Consider the following 20,781-nt stretch of genomic DNA (forward strand, 5'->3'; position numbering starts at 1 on the left):
GCCACCGCGCCGCGAGTACCAGTGAACCGAAGGTGAATCGGGAGCGGAAGGGGTCGCCGTGCACCCCCGGGCGGGCGGCGTCCGGTGAAGCCTGTGTGAACAACGCCGGCTCGACTCGCGCCTGCGTTGAATGCCGCCGACCGGTGTCCGAGAGTAGGACTGCACCACCCCTCTCGTACCCACCATCCCCATGCGGAGGCTTCACCATGGCACTGCCGGCCTGCCTGGAAGATCCTGACGGCGACGCGCCCCTGCTCCAATCGTCCGGCCAGACGCTCAAGTCCAAGGCCGCCACCATCGGCGGCACGGTCGGGGACTACATGTCGACCTCGTCCGAGGCCATGGACGCCATCGACGGCCCGCGTGCCCAGCAGCTCTACTACTACGTCGGCAAGGGCAAGTCGCTGCTGGTCAACGCGGAGGATTCGGCGCGGACCTCCGGCGACGCCATCAGCCGGTACGGCGATGAGCTCGCGGACATCAAGCGCATCATCGGCACGGAGCGGACCGAATGGCTGCTGCTCGAATCGCAGAAGGCCGCCGCCCTGCTGTCGAACAACCCAGCTGAGATCGCGCGCATCGAGGCTCAGCAGGCCGCCTGCGAGGCAGAGGGGGTCGAACAGAACCTGCGGCTGCTGGCCGCCCGCTCCGGGGCCGCCGAGCAGCTCGCCGCGATCTACCTCGAGCTCGACCCCATGGCTGTCTCCATGGAGGGCAAGGCGTACGAGGCGGAGCTGTTCGAGATCCGCGACGGCATGACGCTCCACGATCTCGGCTATCCGACACCGGAGGCCGTTGCCGAGTGGTTCATCGGCGAGGGGATAGCGCTCAAAGAGCACGAGATGACGTACAGCGAAGTCGCCCAGAGCGGCTTCGGGACGATGAGCGAAGCCGACATGGTCGCCGCCGGGATCATCTCCCAGGACGCGCTCGACGACGGATACTTCACTCCGGGTGCCATCCCGGGCTACTACCGGAAGGAGGAATGGCAGGGCATCGTCGAGCAGTACCTGGGCCATGAGCGGGTGGGCCAGCTCGATGCGATGTTCCCCGGGCTGTTCCACTCGACGGGCTCGCCGCTGACCGAACCCTACGTCCCCAGCGATGCGCAGGCGCAGACTCCGACTGCGCCCCAGAGCTCCGGTGGTCCCGGTGGTCAGCAGATCGACCCGAACGCCCCGACCTCCAATGCGGCGCACTCCCACTTCGTGCCGCAGGAGGTCACTCAGTGGGCCGGCTACGCCAGCGCCGCCCGTCACGTCTGGCGGTACTACCTCGACACGGACGGGCGCGCGCGACGGCTGGTGCGTCACTTCTCCGACGTGGCGAAGAACTACCAGGACTGGTCGCCGCAGTCGCGGGCCGAGGGCGGCCGGCTCCGGGTGCCCTATGACGACCTGCGGCCGTTGGACGGTGCGCACCGGACGAAGTTCTACAACCCCTTCGACGGCGACAACGGCTTCAAGCACGTCGGCGGCGGCAGGTCGGCGCTGTATCACGCCCTCGTCGACGGCAAGCGGGGCGTCGTGAAGTTCGATGGTCGAAGCGGGCACATCGCACACCTGCAGGAGGGGGTGGGCTCGACGTCCGCGTGGAAGCCGGACAAGTGGTCCGCCCGGTTCGAGGGGCTCGGCATCAACCCGAGGACCGCCGGCTGGATGGCCGACGCCTGGAGCTCGATCGATCTCAATGCGGCGCGGGGGCTCGGGATCCTCGGCGTCGCCGGCGATGCGCAGACGCTTTTCGGCGGATCGCAGTACGAGGGAGCGCGGGGCACGGTCGACCATGCGATGGCCGGCGTCGGACTTGCCTCCGGCGCTGCGGGACTCGCCTCCACGGCGGGGCTCGTCACACTCGGCACGGTGGCCGCTCCGGTCACGATCACGGCCGGCGTGGTCGCAGGCGCGTGGGGCATCGGCAACATGCTCTACGACAACGCGGACAGCTGGTCGGGAAGCCTCGACAATGCCGGCGCAGCGGCCGACCAGTGGCTCGGCGACAATCTGGGCGTGGTCGGCGAGGGTCTCGGCTGGGTGACCGACGGGGTGCTCAGCGGAACCGGAACAGCGCTCGGCGGCTACAAAGACGCGATCGACGGCATCGGGAATGCCTGGGACGACCTGTGGAACTAGCGACACGACGGCAGTCCGAACACTGACCAGAAGGGAAGACACATGACAGTCGGCGGCGACTACAGCGCGCTTGAGAGCTGCGCGGCCCGGTATCCCGGCCTGCGCACCGACTACGAAGGAGCCAACAGCGATGTCCGGGCAGCTCTGCAGGAGGCGTCCGGCGCCTCGGGAGATCCCGGAGTCGCGATGTCGATCGACGCGGTCGACGAGCGGGTCTTCTTCACCCTGGCGACCCTGCCCGAAGTCATCTCGGTGACCGGCGGAATCGTCCAGGCCAACGCGAACAACCTGCGCGGTGCCTTCGGCTGAGCTCGAGCCCCGAGCAGCCCTCTCCCACCCCGCCTCCCATTCGCCACTCGTGAAAGAGAACCTCCGTGGACTTCGTCTCACCCGCCACTGCCCTGCCCCTCGCCGAGGAGTTCCGCGCCCCCGTCGACCCGACGGCCGCCCTCTTCCAGGTGCTCGAATCCGGTCTCGAAGACGCCGTTCCGCTCGTCCAGCTCATCGATGAGGAGCTCGAGGTCCTGCTCGCCAATTCGCACCACCGCGGCGGATTCCCGTACCTGGAGAAGCTGACGGCCGAACGGCGGGCGCAGGCGGTGGAATCCGGCGCGCGCCATCTGCTCAACCGCCGGCTCATCCACCCGTACACCCGACCCGACGGGACGACGGGCACACAGGCCACGGCCGAGCTGCAGGGCACCGTGATGGCGATCCGCACCGCGCCGCAGACCGTGCTGGCCCGGCGCGTGACCGCCGACACCGAGATGACCCTCGTCCACTACCAGTTCGACTACGCCGGCGTCGCGGTCGAGGAGACGGTCTTCGCCGATGGCACCCACGTCTTCGCCGTCTGCCCGCTGCGGGCGTCCGCAGCGCGCCTGGCAGCGTTCGCCGATCCCTTCGGAGTCGCCGACAGCCGCGGGGAGATCGACCGTGTCAACCTCGCCGAGGTGATCCGCGGCAACGAAGACCTCGGTGACGTGCACAGCAGGTCGAAGATCGTCACCGTGATCGACGGGACGAGCATGCACCAGTGGTTCCCCGACGACGTCGACGAGGACTACCGCCCCGGCGACATGCACCGCTTCATCAAGGAGGAGTTCCTCGACAAGGGCAGGAAGCTGCCCGCCTTCATCAACCGTCGAGTCTCCGTGTACGTCACCGACGACGGTCTGACCGTCGCGGAAGCCGACTGGGACGGTCCTGTGCTGCGGATGCGGGAGGCGACCAAGGAGATGTTCGCCGGTCTCATGCTCGACTTCACCGTCCCGAGGATGAATCTGCCTGACCAGATCATCGAGAAGCAGCAGCGGGAGAACGCGATGGACCCGGAGGTCTTCGTCCGGGAGACCGCCTACCGGCAGCCGAAGCCTGCGAGCAGGACCCAGCACTCGGCCTAGCGCCGACCGGGCAGCGCGAGGAGAAGCATGGCCATCGCACCAGCAGTCCGGTCCGCCCCGGCGAGCCTGACGGAACCTGCCGGCGATCCCGAGGCACTGCGGGATGCGAGCTCGAACCTGCGGGCAGGGGCCGGCGCGATCGGCGCCGCCGAGGCGACCTACAGCACCACCTCGGCCCAGGCGATGGACGCCATCAGCGGTCCGCGCGCGCAGCAGCTGTACTACTACGTCGGCAAGGGCCGAGCACTGCTGAAGAACGCGCAGTCCGCAGCAGAGGGCTCCGGCCAGGACGTCGGCGATTACGCCGCGGAGCTCGCCGAAGCCGCTGAAGTCGTGCGCGCTCAGCGACGGGAATGGCTCGCGCTCGAAGAGGAGAGGGCCTCCCTCGCCACCCGGCAGTCGCTGCTGGCGCTGCCGGGCGGCGCCATCACAGCACTGGGCGTCCTCGGGGCCGATCCAGCGGTCCGGCGGCTCGGCGAGATCGAGCAGCACCAGGCGGAATGCGAGCGTGCCGGTGAGGACCAGCAGAGCCGCGTGCGGACCGCACGATCCCGGATCTCCGAACGGATGTCCGAAGTGTTCGTCGAACTCGACCCGCTCGAGGTGTCGATGGAGGGCAAGGCATACGAGGCGGAGCTGTTCGAGGTCCGCGACGGCCTGACGATGCAGCAGTTGGGCTACGACTCCCCGGAAGCTCTCATCGACTGGTTCACCGGAGAGGGACTGGCACTGCAGGCCCACCAGCTCAGGTACAGCGAGGTGGTGCGGAGCGGATTCGCCTCGAGGTCCGAGGAAGAACTCGCAGCCGACGGTGAGATCCCGCAGGACGCACTCGGCGACGGGTACTTCACTCCGGGCGCGCGGCCCGGATACGAGCGGGACGAACCGTGGCAGGGGATCGTCGAGAAGCACCTCGGCGATCACATCATCGGGGAGCTCGACGCACGTCATCCCGGACTCTTCTCCGGCACGGGCTCACCGCTGACCGCACCCTATGCGCCGCAGGCCGGGGATGCGCGGCAGTTCCCGCGCGAGTTCGAACCCCTCCCGCTGCGGGTGCCGTTCCCGAGCACCGCGCAGCCCCAGCAGCCGGTCGACTCATCGCCGAGCTTCATCGATCGGATGCTCGAGGTCAGAGGCAGCCTGAGCACGCTGCGCTCGATCTGGCGCAACTGGACCCACCAGGACGCGAAGATCAAGCGGATGCTCCGGCTGTTCGACGATTGGGCGGCTCTGCGGAACGGGGACTTCGTGGACCCCCGGCACCTGGACGCCCTGCATGACGTCGCGCGGACGACCTTCTACAACCCCCTGCGCGGCGACAGCGCGTGGAAGCACATCCCGGGATCCGAATCACCGTGGTACAGGGCGCTGGTCACCGGCAAGAAGGCGGTGCCGGAGTTCACGGACGCCACCGGCAGGACGGTCAAGCATCATCTGGCCCACATCCAGGAAGGCGTCGGCTCCCCGACGGCCTTCGACCCGGAGACCGTCGCGAAGTTCCTCGGCAGGTTCGATGTCGACCCCGCGGCGGCGAAGAAGGCCGGCCAGTTCGCCTCCTTCAGCGATCTGTGGTTCTCGCGCATCTCGACCGGCCTGAGCATGGTCGGGGACGCCCAGATCCTGCTCGGCGGATCGCCCTATCAGGGGCTGCGCGGAGACATCGATCAGGGAATGGCCGCGATCGGCCTGGCCGGCAGCACGGCGACCGCACTGTCGAGCGCCGGCCTCATCGCGCTCGGCCCGGTGGCGGCTCCCATCGTGATGGGAGCGGGCCTGGTCACGAGCGCCTGGGGTCTGGGCAACCTCGTCTACGACAACGCGGATGACTGGGCGCAGAACTTCGACAGCTGGGGCAATGCGGCAGACCAGTGGCTCGGCGACAACCTCGGCGCCGTCGGCGAACTCGCGGGAGGAGTGCTCGACACCGCCGGCGATGCGGCAGGCGGCGCGCTCCACCTGTACACGGACACGATCGACGCCATCGGCGCAGCATGGAACGACCTCTGGAGCTGATGTGGTTCCGGTGGCGGCGTGAATGGCGGGTAAAGTCCACACGCAGGTGGAAGGCGAGCTGCCGGCCGCCGTCCTGAGCCGATGAATCCTCGATGAACTCGGAGCACCTGCGCTGCTGCCTCGATTGTGATCGCCGCGATCCTGACAGAGGCTGGGGACAGTCGGACCGGACGCCAGGGGCAGAACGCCTGCAGACACCCCAACCGCTCCACCCCGCCCGACCCGTCCAACAGCACCACCGAAGCGCAGGAGAGGAGGCCTTGTGGTCGTCGGAGGCAACCCGCAGTTCCTGCGCGAGGTGGGAGCCCGAGTCCGGGCCGAGTCGCGCGCCGAGTCCCAGGCCTGCAGCGATTTCAGCGCCGCTCTGGCCCAGGCCGAGGCCGGCAGCGGTGACGCGGAAGTCTCCGCGGCGCTCGGGGACCTGCTCGCAGTCCTCACGGACTCGATGGGTCTGGCTGTCGACCTCGTCGAAGAAGCCGGATCAGCTGTCGAAGCGAACGCCCTGGCCCTCGACCGGGCATTCGGAGGGGGAGCGCAGTGAGGCCCGTGCCGTCGTGCTTCGACGCTCCGGCCGGTGACCCTGCGCGGCTCGACGAGGCCGCCTCGGGCATCCTGCGCACCACGGCCGTGCTCGGCCGCACCGCAGACGAGTTCGGGGCCGCCACTGCGTCGGCACTCGAACAGCTCGACGGCCTGCGCGGCGCCGAGCTGTTCACCTTCTCCCGAGGCGCTCTGCCCCTCCTCCGGCAGCTCGCCGACTCCGCCCATCGGAGCGGACTCGCGCTGCGCTCCCATGCCGGGGCTCTCGCCTCGGCTCAGCGGGAGATCGCAGCCCTGCGAGAGCAGTGGCTGAGCGCGGACTCGGAGCGGCTGACGTCCGGTGGAGCGGTCCCGTTTGCGGTTCCCGAACAGCTCGAACTCCGAGCAGAAGACCTGCGGACCGAGCTGGGCGAGCACGCTCGAGGCGTCGCGCGCTCCCTCCACGCGGCGGCGGTGGAGCTGGAGCAGGCGCGGCGCAAGGCGGATCGCGCCGGTCTGATCCAGGGGCTGCGCAGCGCGCTGCCTCCGGCGATCCGCCGTGTGCTGCAGGACCTTCCGGGACTCGGCGACGCCCTGGTCGGGGCGGCCGGGGCCGGCGCGGCCTCCGATCAGGGTGGGGCGGGAGCGGAACGGGCAGGGGCAGCGCGGGCCGCAGGCTCGATCGCGCAGGACCACCCCGGTTCCCGGGTCCATCCGGGCGAACTGCTCTCGGCTGCCGACGCGTGGGCGACACGGGAGCAGCACGGTGTTGAGCTTGCGGCGATGGCAGGTCGGATCGCGGCGATTTCGGCAGCGGAATCCGGTGCCCTGCCCGCGGCGACCTCGCAGGCCGAACCCGGCCGCATCGATGCTGTGGCGGCACAGCTGAGGATCTATCCGGATGGCGCCGCGGCTCGGAGTGACCGGGAAGCCGTGGCAGGGGAGGCCGCGCGGGCAGCGGCACTCGCCACCGGCTCCTGGGGCAGTGTGGCCTGAAGCCGCTGTGCCCGCCGGTGTCCATTGAACGTCGTGCGAACTTCAGCGGAACTCTTCCGGTATCTCCTGGAGATGCCGTCGCTGACAGGCACTCGGAGCAGTGACCGTGGAATACCATGAAGCGATCGCACGGAGTCGTTGACGAATAGGGGAGCAGTGGTCGGACCAGGGGCACAGGCCGGTCGGCCCGTCGATCCCGTCGCCGCGTTCCTTGCCGTTCTGGAGCTCGGCGCGGTCGAAAGCCATCAGCTGATGACGCTCACCGACGAGGAGCTGTACGCGCTGACCGGTGAGTACCCGCAGTTCGGCGGCTTCCCCCACCTCGACAGTCTGCCGCCGGACCAGCGCGTGCTGGCCCGCGACACCGCCTACCGCTCGATGCTCGCCCGTGATGTGATCCGTCCCGCCGGCTCCAGCTGGTGCCCGGTCGTCGACGTGTGCACCCGCCCCGACATCGTCGGCACCCTGCAGGTGCGACGGCTGGCGCCGCAGGCGGTCTCCGCCCGCCGGACCACGGTCGGGGAAGCGGAGACGCTGGTGGCGCACATCCTCGACTACGCCCAGGCCGCGCTGCTGGAGACCATCGATGCACGAGGCGCCCACACCTTCACGGTGATGCCGCTGGCGCACGCCTTCGACGCGCTCGGGGGCTTCTGCGACCCCGATCGAGTCGCGGAGCCGGATCTCGTGAAATCCGCCGAGCACCGACGCGCGGTGAATACCGCAGAGGTGCTGCGCGGGGTGGAGTCCTTGGGCGACATCGAACACGACGCCCGCGCGGTGACGGTGCTCCACGGCTTCTCCAAGCACGAGTGGATGCACCCGGCCGACAGCATCGAGGCCCTCACCGGCAGCCCATCGGCCGTGCTGGACTCCGACGGCGCACCACTCCTGGAGCGGCGTTCCACCGTCTACGCCGCCGCAGACCGGGTGGAGGTGGCCACACCCCGCTGGAAGGGACCGATTCTCGACCTCGTTCGAGTGGATCGGAGCCAGCTGCTGGAGCACATCCAGGCCTACCTCACCCCGCGGCTGGGCTTGAGCGAAGAGCTGATCGCCAAGCACTACGCTGCGGCCACGGCACGGCTGCACGGTCCCGCGCCGCGCCCTGCCGGCCGCCGATAGAGGTCCAGAGTGTGCACACTGCGGAATATTCCGTGACCGAACCGTGTCGTTAAGGATATGCAGACTCTGACTTTGGCCGCCGGGTGCTTCTGGTGCCTCGACGCGGTCTACCGCAGGACCACCGGCGTTCACGAGGTCCTCTCCGGCTACACCGGCGGCAGCATGCCCGATCCCGACTACTACTCGGTGTGCTCCGGCACGACCGGGCATGCCGAGGCGCTGCAGGTGACCTTCGACGAGACCGCCGTGCCCGAGAGCGTCATCCTCGGGCTGTTCTTCACCGGACACGACCCGACGAGCCTCAACCGGCAGGGCAACGACGTCGGCACCCAGTACCGGTCGGCGATGTTCTACCGGGACGATTCCGAGCAGGAGAAGTTCGCCCGGGCCATCGAACAGGCCCAGGAGCACTTCGACAAGCCGATCGTGACGACGCTGGAGCCGTTGGAGACGTTCTACCCCGCGGAGGAGGTCCACCAGGACTTCTATACCCGCAACCCCTTCAACGGCTACTGCACCTTCATCATCGACCCCAAGGTCGCGCGGGCGCGCGCACAGTATGCAGAATGGGTCGCATGAAGTTCTTCTCCGATCCCGTGCTGGAGGCCATGGCCACCCGGCGGTCGGTGTCGAAGGTGGGGCCGGAGACGCCCAGCGACGCCGAGATCGCCGAGCTGCTCGCGGCCGTCACCCCGGTCGCCGACCACAAGGCGCTGCGACCGTGGCGACTCATCCTGCTGCGCGGCGACGACCGGGCGCGCCTCGGGGCCGCCCTCGACGCCGCGGCGGGGACGGAGCGCGAACCCGGCGAGCTCAACCCGAAGCCGTTCCGTGCGGAGCTGCTGATCGCGGTTGTCGCGAGCCCGAAGCCGCATCCGAAGGTGCCGGAGTGGGAGCAGCACGCCACTGCCGCCGGCGCCGCCCACCTGCTCGAGCTGGCGCTGTGGCAGACCGGCTGGGGCGTGATGTGGCGCTCGGGCCTGCTCGCCAATGCCCCCGAGGTGCGGGCGGTGCACGGGCTGGCCGAATCCGAGCACCTGATGGGCTGGCTCTACGTGGGCAGCATCGACGAATCCTTCCGTGCCCGGATGCGGGAATCCAACCGCCCGGCCCTGGACCCGCAGCAGTTCCTGGGCCGGATGCCCCGGTGAGCCGGATCGGGCAGCGTCGGGCCGCCTCCGCCATCCCCGCCGACATCTGGGTGATGGTGGCGGCGGCCTTCATCGTCGCCATCGGCTACGGGATCATCGCGCCGGTGCTGCCCCAGTTCGCCGAGTCCTTCGGCCTGGGAGTCACTGCCGCCACCATCGTGGTCAGCTCCTTCGCATTCTTCCGGCTGATCTCCGCGCCCGCCGGCGGCAGCCTGGTCAATCGCCTCGGCGAGCGTCCCGTCTACGTGACGGGGCTGCTCATCGTGGCTGCCTCGACGTTCGCCGTGGCGCTGGCACAGAGCTACTGGCAGCTGCTGCTGTTCCGCGCTCTCGGCGGGCTCGGCTCGACGATGTTCACGGTGTCGGCGATGGCCCTCATCGTCCGCCTGGCTCCCGAGAACGCGCGCGCCCGCGCCTCGGGACTCTATGCGACGGCATTCCTGCTCGGCAACATCGCAGGCCCGGTGGTCGGGGGGATGATGGCCGGCTTCGGCATGCGCGTGCCCTTCGTCGTCTACGCCGTCGCGCTCGTGATCGCTGCCGCCGTCGTGCACCTCCGGCTGGGCCGCAACGAGCAGGTGGTGGCAGCCGAGGAGTCGAGCGCTGATCCCGACGGCACCGATGCCGATCGCACTGCTTTCGATGGCACCGATGCCGACGGCACCGATCCCGAGGCGCCCGCCGGCGAGTCGACCGCGCCCGCCGCTGTGCCCACAACGCTCGCAGATGAGCCCGGGGCACGTCCCGTGATGCGCTTCCGCGAGGCCTGGCAGGACTCGGCGTACCGGGCAGCGCTGTTCTCCGGAGCGGTCCACGGCTGGACCTCCATGGGCATCCGGGTGGCGCTCTACCCGCTGTTCGCGCTCCACGTGCTCGGCGCCGGCGCTGCGGTGTCCGGACTGGCCCTGACCGTGTTCGCCGCGGGCAACGCGGTGGCCGTGATGGTCGTCGGCCGCTTCGCCGACGTCCGCGGGCGCCGGCCGTTCATCCTCATGGGCCTGGTGATCCTCGGCCTGTCCACCATCGCGCTCGGCTTCTCCACGTCGATCCCGGTGTTCTTCGCCCTCTCGGTCGTCGCCGGTGTGGGCGCCGGCCTGCTCAACCCGGCGCAGCAGGCGACGGTCGCCGACGTCGTCGGGTCGCGGCGCTCCGGCGGCATCGTCCTGTCGCGGTACCAGATGGCCATCGACACCGGAGCGATCTTCGGGCCCGTCATCGCCGGCGCCCTGGCAGAGGGCTTCGGCTACTCGATGGCCTTCGTCGTCTCCGGAGCCCTCCCGCTGGTCGCCTTCGCGATCTGGCTCACCGGGAGGGAGACCCTGCCGCAGGCCGCTGAACCCGTGCGCTGAGCGCGCGGGGCAGCCCAGAGCCGACGGTGGGGAAAACCCGAGCGGAAGAGTGGGGGCAGTCGCGCGTCGGGCCGCCTTCCGACTCCGTAGGATGGAGCCCGTCGCCTCGCTCTCGCAGAAGGATCCCCGCCATTGATCTCGCTGACACGCCTCAGCCTCAAGAACCGTGCCCTCATCGCCCTGATCTCGGTCTGCGCGGTGATCTTCGGCGTGATCGGCGCAGGCGCCCTCAAGCAGGAGCTCTTCCCATCCTTCCAGCTGCCCCAGGCAGTCGTGATCTCCCAGTACGAAGGTGCCTCCCCGGAAGCCGTTGAATCCGAGGTCACCGACCCGCTCGAAGCCGCGCTGACCGGCGTGGAGGAGGTGGAGTCGGTGTCGTCGGTCTCGACCACCGGCTCCTCGCAGATCACGGTGGACACGGCGTACGGCAATGACTCCGACGACATCGTCCGGGCGCTCCAGCGCGCGGTCTCGCAGGTCGAGTCCCAGCTGCCCGACGGCGTCGAGCCCTCGGTCACCGCGGGCAGCCTCGACGACTTCCCGGTCGTCGTGATGTCGGCGACCGGCCGGGCGGACACCGAGCAGCTCGCCGCGGACCTCGAGGACATCGCGCTGCCGGAGCTGGAGGACGTCGAGGGCGTGCGCCAGGCCGCTGTCAGCGGCGACCCGGTGTTCGAGGTCGCCGTCGCCGTCAGAGAGGACGACCTCGAGGACGAGGGCGTGTCGGTGGACCAGCTGGCGTCCATCCTGCAGGCCAACGGCATCCCGACCTCCGCCGGCGCGCTGCGCACCGGAGAGGGCATTGCGCCGGTCGAGGTCGGCACCCGCCTGCGCAGCGTCGAGGACATCGCGAACATCGCTGTCACCGGCGCGGACGGCCCGGTGCTCGTCAGGGACGTGGCCGATGTCGAGCTGCGCGAAGCCGAGGCGACGTCGATCTCGCGCACGGACGGCAAGCCGTCACTGACCCTGTCCGTGACGAAGAAGCCCGACGCCAACACCGTGGACGTCTCCCACGGCGTGACGGCGGCACTGCCGCAGATCGAGCAGGCGCTGGGCGGCGACGTCGAGTTCTCCACCGTGTTCGACCAGGCGCCGTTCATCGAGCAGTCGATCGAGGACCTGATGGTCGAAGGCCTGCTCGGTCTGGTCTTCGCCGTCCTCATCATCCTCGTGTTCCTGCTGAGCGTGCGGGCCACGCTCATCACCGCGATCTCCATCCCGCTGTCGCTGCTCGTGACCTTCGTCGGGCTGTGGATGGGCGGCTACACCCTGAACATGCTCACGCTCGGGGCGCTGACGATCTCGATCGGACGCGTGGTCGACGACTCGATCGTGGTGATCGAGTCGATCCGCCGCAGGCATTCGCTGGGCGGCACGAAGTTCTCCAACATCCTCGCCGCGGTCGGCGAAGTGGCCGGTGCGATCACCGCATCCACTCTGACTTCCGTGGCGGTGTTCCTGCCCCTGGTCTTCGTCTCCGGCCAGACCGGGGAGCTGTTCCGACCCTTCGCGCTGACCGCGACGATCGCGCTGCTGAGCTCCCTCTTCGTGGCACTCACGATCGTCCCCGTCCTGGCCTACTGGTTCCTCCGGAATCGCGAGAGCCGGGTCAAGCTCACCGCCGAGCAGAAGGCCCGAGCCCGCCGCGATCGCGATTCGGCGCTGCGGCAGTGGAAGGCGGAGCGCCGGGCTGCCCGGCGCGCGGACGTGGACGTCGAGAACCCGACCGGTCGCCATGCGACGGACGAGCTGCCGATCGTCGGGACCGAGGCGCCGGAAGAGGCCGTCGAGATCGACGAGCTGGCGAGCCTCCGCTCCCCGGTCACCCGCCTGCAGAAGACCTACATCCCGGTCATCAACTGGACGACCAAACACCCGGTGCTCACAGTGATCGCCTCGGCCCTGGTGCTGATCGCGACCTTCGCCATGACGCCGCTGCTGAAGACGGAGCTGTTCGGCGACACGGGGCAGGACACCGTGCAGGCGATCCAGACCTTCGAGCCGGGGACGAGCCTCGAAGAGGCCGGCACGCTGGCAGAGCCGGTCGAGGACGTACTCGCCGAGCGACCCGAGATCGAGTCCTACCAGATGAGCGTCGGCAACGACCCGCTGCTGAGCGGCTCGGCCGAACTGTCGGCCAACTACCTCATCAACCTCGGGCCCGATGTCGACACCGCGGCCATCAGCGCGGACCTGCAGGCCGAGTTCGACGAGCTCGCCGACGTCGGGGACCTCGAGGTGCTCTCCGGAGGGGCGATTCCCGGCGGGGAGACGATCGACGTCACCCTGACCGCCAACGACACCGAGGAGCTCCACCAGGGCGCCGAGGAGCTCGCGGCCGAGTTCGAGGGGCTCGACGTCGTGCAGTCGGTCACGACGGACCTCGAAGCCGTGCAGCCGATCATCGAGGTCGACATCGATCGGGAGGAGGCCGCCGAGCGCGGTCTGTCGGAGACCGAGATCGGCAGCATCGTCTCCCGCGCAATGCGCGGGCAGCAGCTCGGCGAGGTCATCATCGACAACGTGTCGCACCGCGTGCTGCTCTTCAACGGCAGCGTGGAGACCGTCGAGGAGCTGCGCGAACTGGAGATCACCGTGCCCGCGCAGACCGCAGGCGCGGGAGCCGGTGCCGGTGCCTCGGGTGCCGCCGGTCCGGAAGGGCCGGCCGCGGCTCCGTCGGCCCCTGGCGGACTCGGGCCTGCCGCTCCGCAGACCGAGACGATCGAGCTCGACGAGGTCGCGGACGTCAGGGAGGAGCTGACACCGCCGAGCATCACCCACTCGGACGGCCTGCGCTCGGCCACGGTCAGCGTCACTCCCGGCGGGGACGACCTGGGTGCGGCGAGTGCGGAGGTCAGCGCAACGCTGGCCGGGGCAGAGCTGCCCGAAGCGGTCAGCGCCGAGATCGGCGGTGCATCCGCCGAGCAGCAGGAGTCGTTCCAGCAGCTCGGACTGGCGATGCTCGCCGCGATCCTCATCGTGTTCGTGATCCTGGTGGCGACCTTCAAGTCGCTGCTTCAGCCGCTCATCCTGCTGGTGTCGATTCCCTTCGCGGCCACCGGCTCGATCGGCCTGCTGCTGCTGACCGACACTCCGCTGGGGCTCACCGCGATGATCGGGCTGCTCATGCTCATCGGCATCGTGGTGACGAACGCGATCGTCCTCATCGACCTCATCAACCGCTTCCGCGCTCGCGGGGTGCCGCTGCGGACAGCCGTCGTGCACGGTGCGCGGCTGCGGTACCGCCCGATCCTGATGACCGCGGCCGCGACGATCTTCGCGCTCGTGCCGATGGCGCTGGGGCTCACCGGCGGCGGCGTGTTCATCTCCAAGCCGCTGGCGATCACCGTGATCGGCGGTCTGCTCAGCTCGACGCTGCTCACCCTGATCCTCGTGCCGGTGCTCTACCAGCTGCTCGAGGGAGTCAAGGAGCGGCGGGCCGAGCGGCAGGTGATCACGGAGATGGCCCGCGGTCGCGTGATCGACGAAGCCGAGGCGGCTGCCGGGTGACCGGCGACCGCCTCGGCCCCGGACCTGCCGCGGGGGACCGGCATCCCGCGTGGGGCTGGGAGCTGGCCCTGGTGGCCGGCGTCTCGCTCGCGCAGTCGGCGGTGTACGCCGTTGTCAACCTCATCGAGATCGCCACTCGGGCACCGCTGAGCGAGGCGCAGGCGCGGCTCAACGTCGAGCAGTCGACGCGGCCCTGGTTCGACCTGGTCTACCAGCTGCTGGGGATCGGCTTCGCGCTCGTGCCGGTCGCGCTCGCACTGTTCCTCATGAGTCGCGACCGGGTCTGGCAGGCGGCAGGGGCCGAGGTCGGTGACGTCCGCCCCGCAGCCCGCCGGATGGGATTCGACTTCGCCCGCCCCGGCAGGGACCTGTCACAGGGTCTCGCCCTGTTCGCCGTCATCGGGCTGGGCACGCTTGCGGTCTACTGGGCCGGCCGCGGACTGGGGCTGACTGCGGAGATCCTGCCGAACAACCTCAGCGCCCACTGGTGGACCGTGCCGGTCCTGGTGCTGGCGGCGGCGAAGAACGGAATCCTCGAAGAGGTGCTGCTGCTGGGCTACGGCGTCGACAGGCTGGAGAAGCTGCGGGTCTCGCCGTGGCTGATCATCATCGGCCTGGCGCTGTTCCGCGGCACCTATCACCTGTACCAGGGCATCGGCCCGTTCATCGGCAATGTGCTCATGGGCCTGCTGTTCGGCTTCCTGTACCTGCGCCATCGCAGGGTGATGCCGTTCGTGGTCGCCCACACGGTGATCGACGCGGTCGGCTTCCTGGCCCCCGGGATCCTCGCGGCCGTCGACCCGCTCAGATCGTGACGGGCCCCTTCGGGGTCTCGAAGGTCACCGACAGGAGGCCGGGCGTGCCGTGCGGCGCTGTCCAATCGATGTTGACCTCCGGGATGGGCTTGGGCTCATCGGTGCCGAGCCAGTCGCGCAGCCGGTCGCGGTCGCCGGCGATCTCCAGCGCCGAGATCGCGACTCCGGAGTTCGCGCCGCGGGCCGAGGGGTGGCGCTCGGCGGGGGAGATCCAGTGGATGAAGAACGGCAGCTGCGGGTCCGCGATCAAACCCTTGACACCGATCTGCTTCCACAGGATCTCGATGCCGTCGTCGGGCGTGCGGTTGCCGTCGACGGCCTTCCGCTCGAGGCGCTCCTCGACCGGTGCGAGCTCGTCCACGGAGACGCACCAGCCCATCCAGCCGCCGCCGAGCGCGCTGCGGGCGCGGACGGCCTGGCCGAACGGCGTGCTCAGCGCCGCGGGGTGCTCGAGCGCTTCGACGACCTCGACGTAATGCCCGTCGGCAAGCGGGAAGATGAGATTTCGGGTCCCGAACCTGGGATGGACACCGCCGTTGTAGGGCTGGATGCCGAGCTGCTCGGCCAGCCGTGCAGCAGTGGCCTCATAGCCGTCGGGTTCGCTGGCGAATGAGACATGATCGAGATACATGGTCAGAGAATTGCACATTGCCCGGGCACCCGCTCATAAGGGATGCCTTACTTGAAAAATGTGATTTCTGTCTCATCTGCTGCGCTGGGCGGACGACTGAGGCGGGAAGCCTCGGCTCCCCGCCTCAGTCGGTGATCGCCGCGGCGCCCGGACGCCGCCGCTGCGCTCAGCCCACTCGCCTCATGCCGCGCGGCTCGCCTACGCGTCGCGGCCCTGCCGGCCCTCGCGGTCATCGCCGCCGGCACCGGTCGGCTGCTCGTCCACACCGCGCCCCTGGCGTCCCTCGCGGTCCTCTTCCTCGCCGGTGGGCTGCCCTGCGGCCTTGAACCGCTCGACCGAGGCCCGCACCTCGGCCTCCGCCTCCTCGCGGCTCGCCCAGGTGGACCCCTTCACGTACTTGCCGGGTTCGAGGTCCTTGTAGTGCACGAAGAAGTGCTCGATCGCGTCGAGGGTGAACTTGTCGACGTCGGCGATGTCCTGCACCTCGTCCCAGCGCGGATCGCCTGCGACCACGGCCAGCACCTTGTCGTCGCCGCCGGCCTCGTCCTCCATGCGGAACATGCCGACCGGACGGACGTCGACATCGCAGCCGGGGAACACGGATTCGGTGAGGAGCAGCAGCACGTCGAGCGGATCGCCGTCCAGGCCGAGCGTGTCGTCCAGGTAGCCGTAGTCCGCGGGGTACGCCATCGAGGTGTAGAGATAGCGGTCGAGCTTCACCCGGCCGGTCTCGTGATCCACCTCGTACTTGTTGCGCGAACCCTTCGGGATTTCGATCGTGGCCAAGAGCTCCATGGATTCTCCTTGTGGATGAGTGCAGTTCGGGTCTCCATTAGCATAATGAAGGTGCGGACGCCGCCCGCAATCGGCGCAGGACCGGCGGATCGGCACTCGGCCGAGGACAGGACGGATTGTGGAGCAGAGCAGACGCGAAGCGCGGAGACGGCAGCGCAGCCGGTCGCGCCGCGGCGGCCTCATCGCCGGCGGTCTGGCGGTTCTGCTCGTCGGCTACGGAACCGCCGACGCGCTCGACGCCGTGCCCGGCATCCTCACCTTCGAAGCGCCCATCGAGGTCCAGCCCCTGCCCCAGCCGGTTGCCCGTGCGGTGCCGGCGGACGCCGCCGCACCGCTGCCCTCCGATGCGCCGATCCCGCAGTCGCTCGGCTCCCGCCTGCAGCCTGTCCTCGACCAGGACGGCATGACCGGTGCGCTGGGCGTCGACATCCGCGACGCGGCCACCGGCGAGGTCCTCTACGCCGTGGACGAGGCCGCCGCCCGGACGCCGGCCTCGGTGACCAAGGTGCTCACCGCGGCCGCGGCTCTCGGCGCCGTGGGTGCGGACACGCGGTTCACGACTGCGGCACGGCTGTCGCCGACCGAGGGAACCACCGGTACGGTCCACCTCGTCGGCGGCGGGGACGTGCTGCTGGGCGCGGGCGCCTCGGACCCGGATGCCGTGATCGGGCACGCCGGCCTCGCCTCGCTCGCCGAGCAGACGGCCTCGGGCCTGCGCGCGGCCGGCGTGGACACGGTCACGGTCGCAGCGGACCTGTCCCGCTACCCCGGCCCGAGCTTCAACGCCGGCTGGGACCAGGTCGACGTCGCCAACGGCTACATCGCCCCGATCGTGCCGCTCATGGTCAACTCCGCCCTGACCTCCGACGCTCCGGGCAGCGCGCGCCAGGACGACCCCGCCGGCGCGGCCGTCGCCGCCTTCGCCGCGGCCCTGGAGGACCGGGGCATCGCCGCGGCCACCGCTGATCCCGGCGCGGCGCCGGCGGACTCGGCGCTGCTGGGCACGGTGGAATCCGCGCCGGTCTCCGCTGTGGTGCGGCACCTGCTGCTCGCCAGTGACAATGTCGTGTCCGAGGTGATGGGCCGGGAGGTCGCGCTGGCACTGGACCGGCCCGGCTCCGCGGCCGAGGCTCCGGCCGCCGTCATCGCAGCGCTCGCCGCCCAGCAGCTCGACACCGGTTCGATCGAGCTGGCCGACACCTCCGGGCTCGACTACGCCAATCGGATCTCTGCCCACGACCTGACGACGATCCTGCAGGCGGCGGCCACCTCGGACGGGGATCTGTCCCTGCTGCTGCCGAGCCTTCCCGTCGGCGGACTGTCCGGCACGCTGTTCGACCGCTACCTCGACGAGGACACTGACGATGCCGCAGGTCGCGTGAGCGCCAAGACCGGCTCCCTGCGCACCGTGTCCTCCCTGGCAGGCTCGGTGCTCACGCAGGACGGGCGCCTCGTCGTGTTCTCCCTGCTGTCCGACGGGCTCGCCCCGGGCAGCGCGGGGGCGGCTCGGCAGGTCATCGATGAGGCCGTCACGGTGATCGCGGAGTGCGGCTGCTGATGAGCCTGATCTCCGAACGCATCGTCACCGCGACCGCCCGCGAGCTCATGCCCGCAGGTCCGATGCCCGCGCCGGCCGACGCCGCAGCGCTCGTCGAGAACCTGCACGATGCCGCTGAGACGGCCATCGACCTCGTGCTCGATGTGATGAGGCTGCAGCCGGACGTGGAGGACGGCGCGCGCGGCCGCCTGGCCGCCGGGCAGACGCGCGTGGTCGACCGACTCGGCTGGGTCGGCGCGAATGCGCGCACCTTCTCCCGGCTCCTCGACGACGCGTCCCCACCCGGCCGCGGCGGGATCGCGGACCGGATCCGGGACCGTGCGGCACGGACCGGCGCCTCGGTCGAGCTCGGCGGCGCGCTGGCGCTCGTCGGGAGCCGGGTGCTCGGCCAGTTCGACCCGTTCGCCGGTCCGGCCGGCACCCTCTATCTGGTCGCACCCACCGTGCTCGAGGTGGAGACGGCCATCCGTGCCCGGCCGCGGGACTTCCGGCTCTGGGTCGCGCTCCACGAGCAGACCCATCATGTGCAGTTCGCGGCCGCGCCCTGGCTGGCCGACCATCTGCGCGAGCGCATCGGCGCCCTCCTCGAGCCGATGCTCGACGCGTCCGGACTGGACGGCCTGCAGGACACGCTGCGGTCGCTGCCCGCGGCGCTGCGCAATCGGGAGAGCCTGCTGGATGCGGTGGTGGCTCCCTCGCAGCGGGCCCTCGTCGACGAGGTCGGCGCACTCATGAGCCTGCTGGAAGGGCATGCCGACTTCGTGATGGACGCGGTCGGCCCGCGGGTGATCCCCACTGTCCGCTCGATCCGCCGCTCGTTCGATGTCCGGCGGCACGAGGCCGCCGGCCTGCGCTCCCTGGTGTCCACGCTGCTGGGGGTCGACGAGAAGCTCGCCCAGTACCGGCGGGGCGCCGAGTTCGTGCGCGCGGTGGTCGCCGAGCGCGGCCACGGTGGGCTCGCCCCCGTCTGGCACGGCGCGGAGAACCTGCCCACGGCAGCGGAGATCGCCGCTCCCCGGCTGTGGCTGGACCGGACGGGCCCGACCCGGTGACGCAGCCGTCCGCCGGCCGGCTTCCGCGCCTCGACCCCGCCACGGCGCGGATCCGCAATGCGCTGCGCGAACTCCTCCCTGCGACTCCGGCCCGATTCGTCGTCGCGGTATCCGGGGGCGCGGACTCCATGGCACTGGCGGCGGCATGCGCGTTCTTCGCCGAGCGGACCGCCCACCGCTTCACCGCTGTCACGGTCGACCACGGCCTGCAGCCGGGTTCCGACTCCGTCGCGGCGGCAGTCGGGGTGCGGGTCCGGGATCTCGGGCTGGCCCATCGGGTCGTCGCGCGGACAGTCGAACCCGGCACCGCCGGCGTCGAGGCGGCCGCCCGGGATGTCCGCTACCGCGCCCTGGAGGAGGCGCGCGAGGAGCTCGGTGCCGTCGCGGTGCTCACCGGACATACGCGCGACGACCAGGCGGAGACCGTGCTGCTCGGGCTGGTGCGGGGATCGGGAGCCCGCTCCCTGGCCGGGATGCGACCGCGGTCCGGCACTGTGTGGCGTCCCCTGCTGGACGTCCGCCGGGAGGAGACCGCCGCCTCGTGCGCAGCTCGGGGGATCGCAGTCTGGCACGACCCGATGAACGCCGATCCCCAGTTCACCCGGGTGCGCGTGCGGACCCGGGTGCTGCCGGTGCTCGAGGAGCAGCTGGGGCCGGGGGTCGCGACGGCACTGGCACGGACCGCCTCGCGCCTGGCTCAGGACTCCGATGCGCTCGAGGAGCTTGCTGTGCGGCAGTCGGCCGCACACGTGAGCGGCACCGAGATCCGCGCTGCAGTCCGCGAGCTGCCGGCCGCCCTGCGCACCCGGATGATCCGTGACTGGCTGCGTGACCTGTCGGGCACCGCGCAGGAGGTCGGCTTCCACCACGTGTCCGAGGTCGATGCGCTGCTGTGCGGACGCCGCAGCGGTGCCGTGTCCGTTCCCGGCGGTGCTGAGGTGCGCCGCGCAGCAGGCGGAGGCGTCCGGTTCCACCGCTCGTGACCGCTGCGTCCTGCGTTAGTGTAGAGCGAGATCACCGAGCATCGAGGAGCTGAAGCAGTGGATCAGAACGACCTGGGCACCGACATCGAGAAGGTCCTGGTTACCGAAGCACAGATCAAGCACCGGCTGATGGAGCTCGCCTCCGACATCGACCGGGACTACCACGATCGGGAGATCCTGCTGGTCGGCGTCCTCAAGGGTGCCGTCATGGTGATGGCCGACCTCGCCCGCGCTCTGCACAACCCCGTCCGGATGGACTGGATGGCGGTGTCCTCCTACGGGTCGGGCACCAAGTCCTCCGGGGTGGTGCGCATCCTCAAGGACCTCGACACCGACCTCAAGGACCAGCACGTCCTCATCGTCGAGGACATCATCGACTCCGGGCTGACGCTGTCCTGGCTGCTGTCGAACCTGCGCTCCCGCGGTGCCGCCTCCGTCGAGGTCTGCACGCTGCTGCGCAAGCCGGAAGCGCTCAAGGTCGACCTCGATGTGCGGTACGTCGGCTTCGATGTGCCCAACGAGTTCGTGATCGGCTACGGGCTCGACTACGCGGAGAAGTACCGGAACGTGCCGTTCGTGGCCACGCTGGCCCCGCACGTCTACCGCTGAGGCGTCGGCACCGAACCGGCCGGCACCGACCCAGCCGTCCGAGGTCGGGGTGAGAAGCGGCATCGGGAACAGTTTCGGTCCCGGTGCCGCTGCTCACTCCGGACAGCCGACTCCCACCTTGCGCGGGTAGGCTG

Annotated in this window: 18 protein-coding genes; 16 read left to right on the top strand and 2 right to left on the bottom strand. The window is 70.1% G+C overall.

Annotated features, from left to right (window positions below; genetic code table 11):
- Positions 1 to 206 precede the first annotated feature (206 nt).
- From LXN01_RS00750 to LXN01_RS00805, 12 genes are all read left to right on the top strand, one after another.
- Positions 207 to 2,132, top strand: coding sequence for a hypothetical protein (locus LXN01_RS00750; RefSeq protein WP_236862633.1), 1,926 nt, complete (start codon positions 207 to 209; stop codon positions 2,130 to 2,132).
- Between the two features lie 42 nt (positions 2,133 to 2,174).
- On the top strand, positions 2,175 to 2,441 hold the full coding sequence (locus tag LXN01_RS00755) for a hypothetical protein (RefSeq protein WP_236862634.1): 267 nt from the start codon (positions 2,175 to 2,177) through the stop codon (positions 2,439 to 2,441).
- Positions 2,442 to 2,506: 65 nt separating this feature from the next.
- On the top strand, positions 2,507 to 3,535 hold the full coding sequence (locus LXN01_RS00760; protein ID WP_236862635.1) for a hypothetical protein: 1,029 nt from the start codon (positions 2,507 to 2,509) through the stop codon (positions 3,533 to 3,535).
- Positions 3,536 to 3,562: 27 nt separating this feature from the next.
- Complete coding sequence (locus LXN01_RS00765) at positions 3,563 to 5,551, top strand: hypothetical protein (protein ID WP_236862636.1); 1,989 nt, start codon at positions 3,563 to 3,565, stop codon at positions 5,549 to 5,551.
- Between the two features lie 262 nt (positions 5,552 to 5,813).
- A complete protein-coding gene (locus LXN01_RS00770; protein WP_236862637.1) occupies positions 5,814 to 6,092 on the top strand; it encodes a hypothetical protein in 279 nt (92 codons plus the stop codon).
- A complete protein-coding gene (locus LXN01_RS00775) occupies positions 6,089 to 7,066 on the top strand; it encodes a hypothetical protein (RefSeq protein ID WP_236862638.1) in 978 nt (325 codons plus the stop codon). The genes LXN01_RS00770 and LXN01_RS00775 overlap by 4 nt, the downstream gene beginning before the upstream one ends.
- Positions 7,067 to 7,204: 138 nt before the next feature.
- The gene (locus LXN01_RS00780) at positions 7,205 to 8,191 is read left to right on the top strand and encodes a hypothetical protein (RefSeq protein WP_236862639.1); all 987 of its coding nucleotides are present in this window, start codon (positions 7,205 to 7,207) and stop codon (positions 8,189 to 8,191) included.
- A gap of 57 nt (positions 8,192 to 8,248) precedes the next feature.
- Positions 8,249 to 8,770 carry a peptide-methionine (S)-S-oxide reductase MsrA gene (gene msrA, locus LXN01_RS00785; protein WP_236862640.1) on the top strand — a complete coding sequence of 174 codons (522 nt, stop codon included), beginning with the start codon at positions 8,249 to 8,251 and terminating at the stop codon, positions 8,768 to 8,770.
- Entirely contained in the window at positions 8,767 to 9,342 is a 576-nt protein-coding gene (locus LXN01_RS00790) for a nitroreductase family protein (RefSeq protein ID WP_236862641.1), read from the top strand. The genes msrA and LXN01_RS00790 overlap by 4 nt, the downstream gene beginning before the upstream one ends.
- Positions 9,343 to 9,347: 5 nt before the next feature.
- On the top strand, positions 9,348 to 10,691 hold the full coding sequence (locus tag LXN01_RS00795) for an MFS transporter (RefSeq protein ID WP_425547677.1): 1,344 nt from the start codon (positions 9,348 to 9,350) through the stop codon (positions 10,689 to 10,691).
- 132 nt (positions 10,692 to 10,823) lie between these two features.
- Positions 10,824 to 14,204 (top strand): efflux RND transporter permease subunit, encoded by a 3,381-nt coding sequence (locus tag LXN01_RS00800; protein ID WP_236862642.1) that lies wholly within the window; start codon positions 10,824 to 10,826, stop codon positions 14,202 to 14,204.
- Positions 14,201 to 15,019, top strand: coding sequence for a CPBP family intramembrane glutamic endopeptidase (locus tag LXN01_RS00805; RefSeq protein WP_236862643.1), 819 nt, complete (start codon positions 14,201 to 14,203; stop codon positions 15,017 to 15,019). Before LXN01_RS00800 ends, LXN01_RS00805 begins: the two co-directional genes overlap by 4 nt.
- On the opposite strand, the gene LXN01_RS00810 is transcribed toward LXN01_RS00805, so the two are convergent.
- Positions 15,009 to 15,650, bottom strand: coding sequence for a VOC family protein (locus LXN01_RS00810; protein WP_236863108.1), 642 nt, complete (start codon positions 15,648 to 15,650; stop codon positions 15,009 to 15,011). The genes LXN01_RS00805 and LXN01_RS00810 overlap by 11 nt on opposite strands.
- 198 nt (positions 15,651 to 15,848) lie before the next feature.
- On the bottom strand, positions 15,849 to 16,445 hold the full coding sequence (locus LXN01_RS00815) for an inorganic diphosphatase (RefSeq protein ID WP_236862644.1): 597 nt from the start codon (positions 16,443 to 16,445) through the stop codon (positions 15,849 to 15,851).
- Positions 16,446 to 16,563: 118 nt separating this feature from the next.
- Here LXN01_RS00815 and dacB point away from each other — a divergent pair, with 118 nt between their 5' ends.
- Genes dacB through hpt form a run of 4 tightly spaced genes read left to right on the top strand, consistent with a single transcriptional unit; the run spans position 16,564 to position 20,647 of the window.
- On the top strand, positions 16,564 to 18,003 hold the full coding sequence (gene dacB / locus LXN01_RS00820) for a D-alanyl-D-alanine carboxypeptidase/D-alanyl-D-alanine endopeptidase (protein WP_236862645.1): 1,440 nt from the start codon (positions 16,564 to 16,566) through the stop codon (positions 18,001 to 18,003).
- A complete protein-coding gene (locus LXN01_RS00825; RefSeq protein WP_236862646.1) occupies positions 18,003 to 19,055 on the top strand; it encodes a zinc-dependent metalloprotease in 1,053 nt (350 codons plus the stop codon). Before dacB ends, LXN01_RS00825 begins: the two co-directional genes overlap by 1 nt.
- Positions 19,052 to 20,038, top strand: a complete 987-nt coding sequence (tilS, locus tag LXN01_RS00830; RefSeq protein ID WP_236862647.1) for a tRNA lysidine(34) synthetase TilS — start codon at positions 19,052 to 19,054, stop codon at positions 20,036 to 20,038. Before LXN01_RS00825 ends, tilS begins: the two co-directional genes overlap by 4 nt.
- A 57-nt stretch (positions 20,039 to 20,095) precedes the next feature.
- Complete coding sequence (hpt, locus tag LXN01_RS00835) at positions 20,096 to 20,647, top strand: hypoxanthine phosphoribosyltransferase (RefSeq protein ID WP_236862648.1); 552 nt, start codon at positions 20,096 to 20,098, stop codon at positions 20,645 to 20,647.
- Positions 20,648 to 20,781 lie beyond the last annotated feature (134 nt).

It is taken from the genome of Brevibacterium daeguense (genome assembly GCF_021729135.1).
GTDB classification, from domain to species: Bacteria; Actinomycetota; Actinomycetes; order Actinomycetales; family Brevibacteriaceae; genus Brevibacterium; species Brevibacterium daeguense.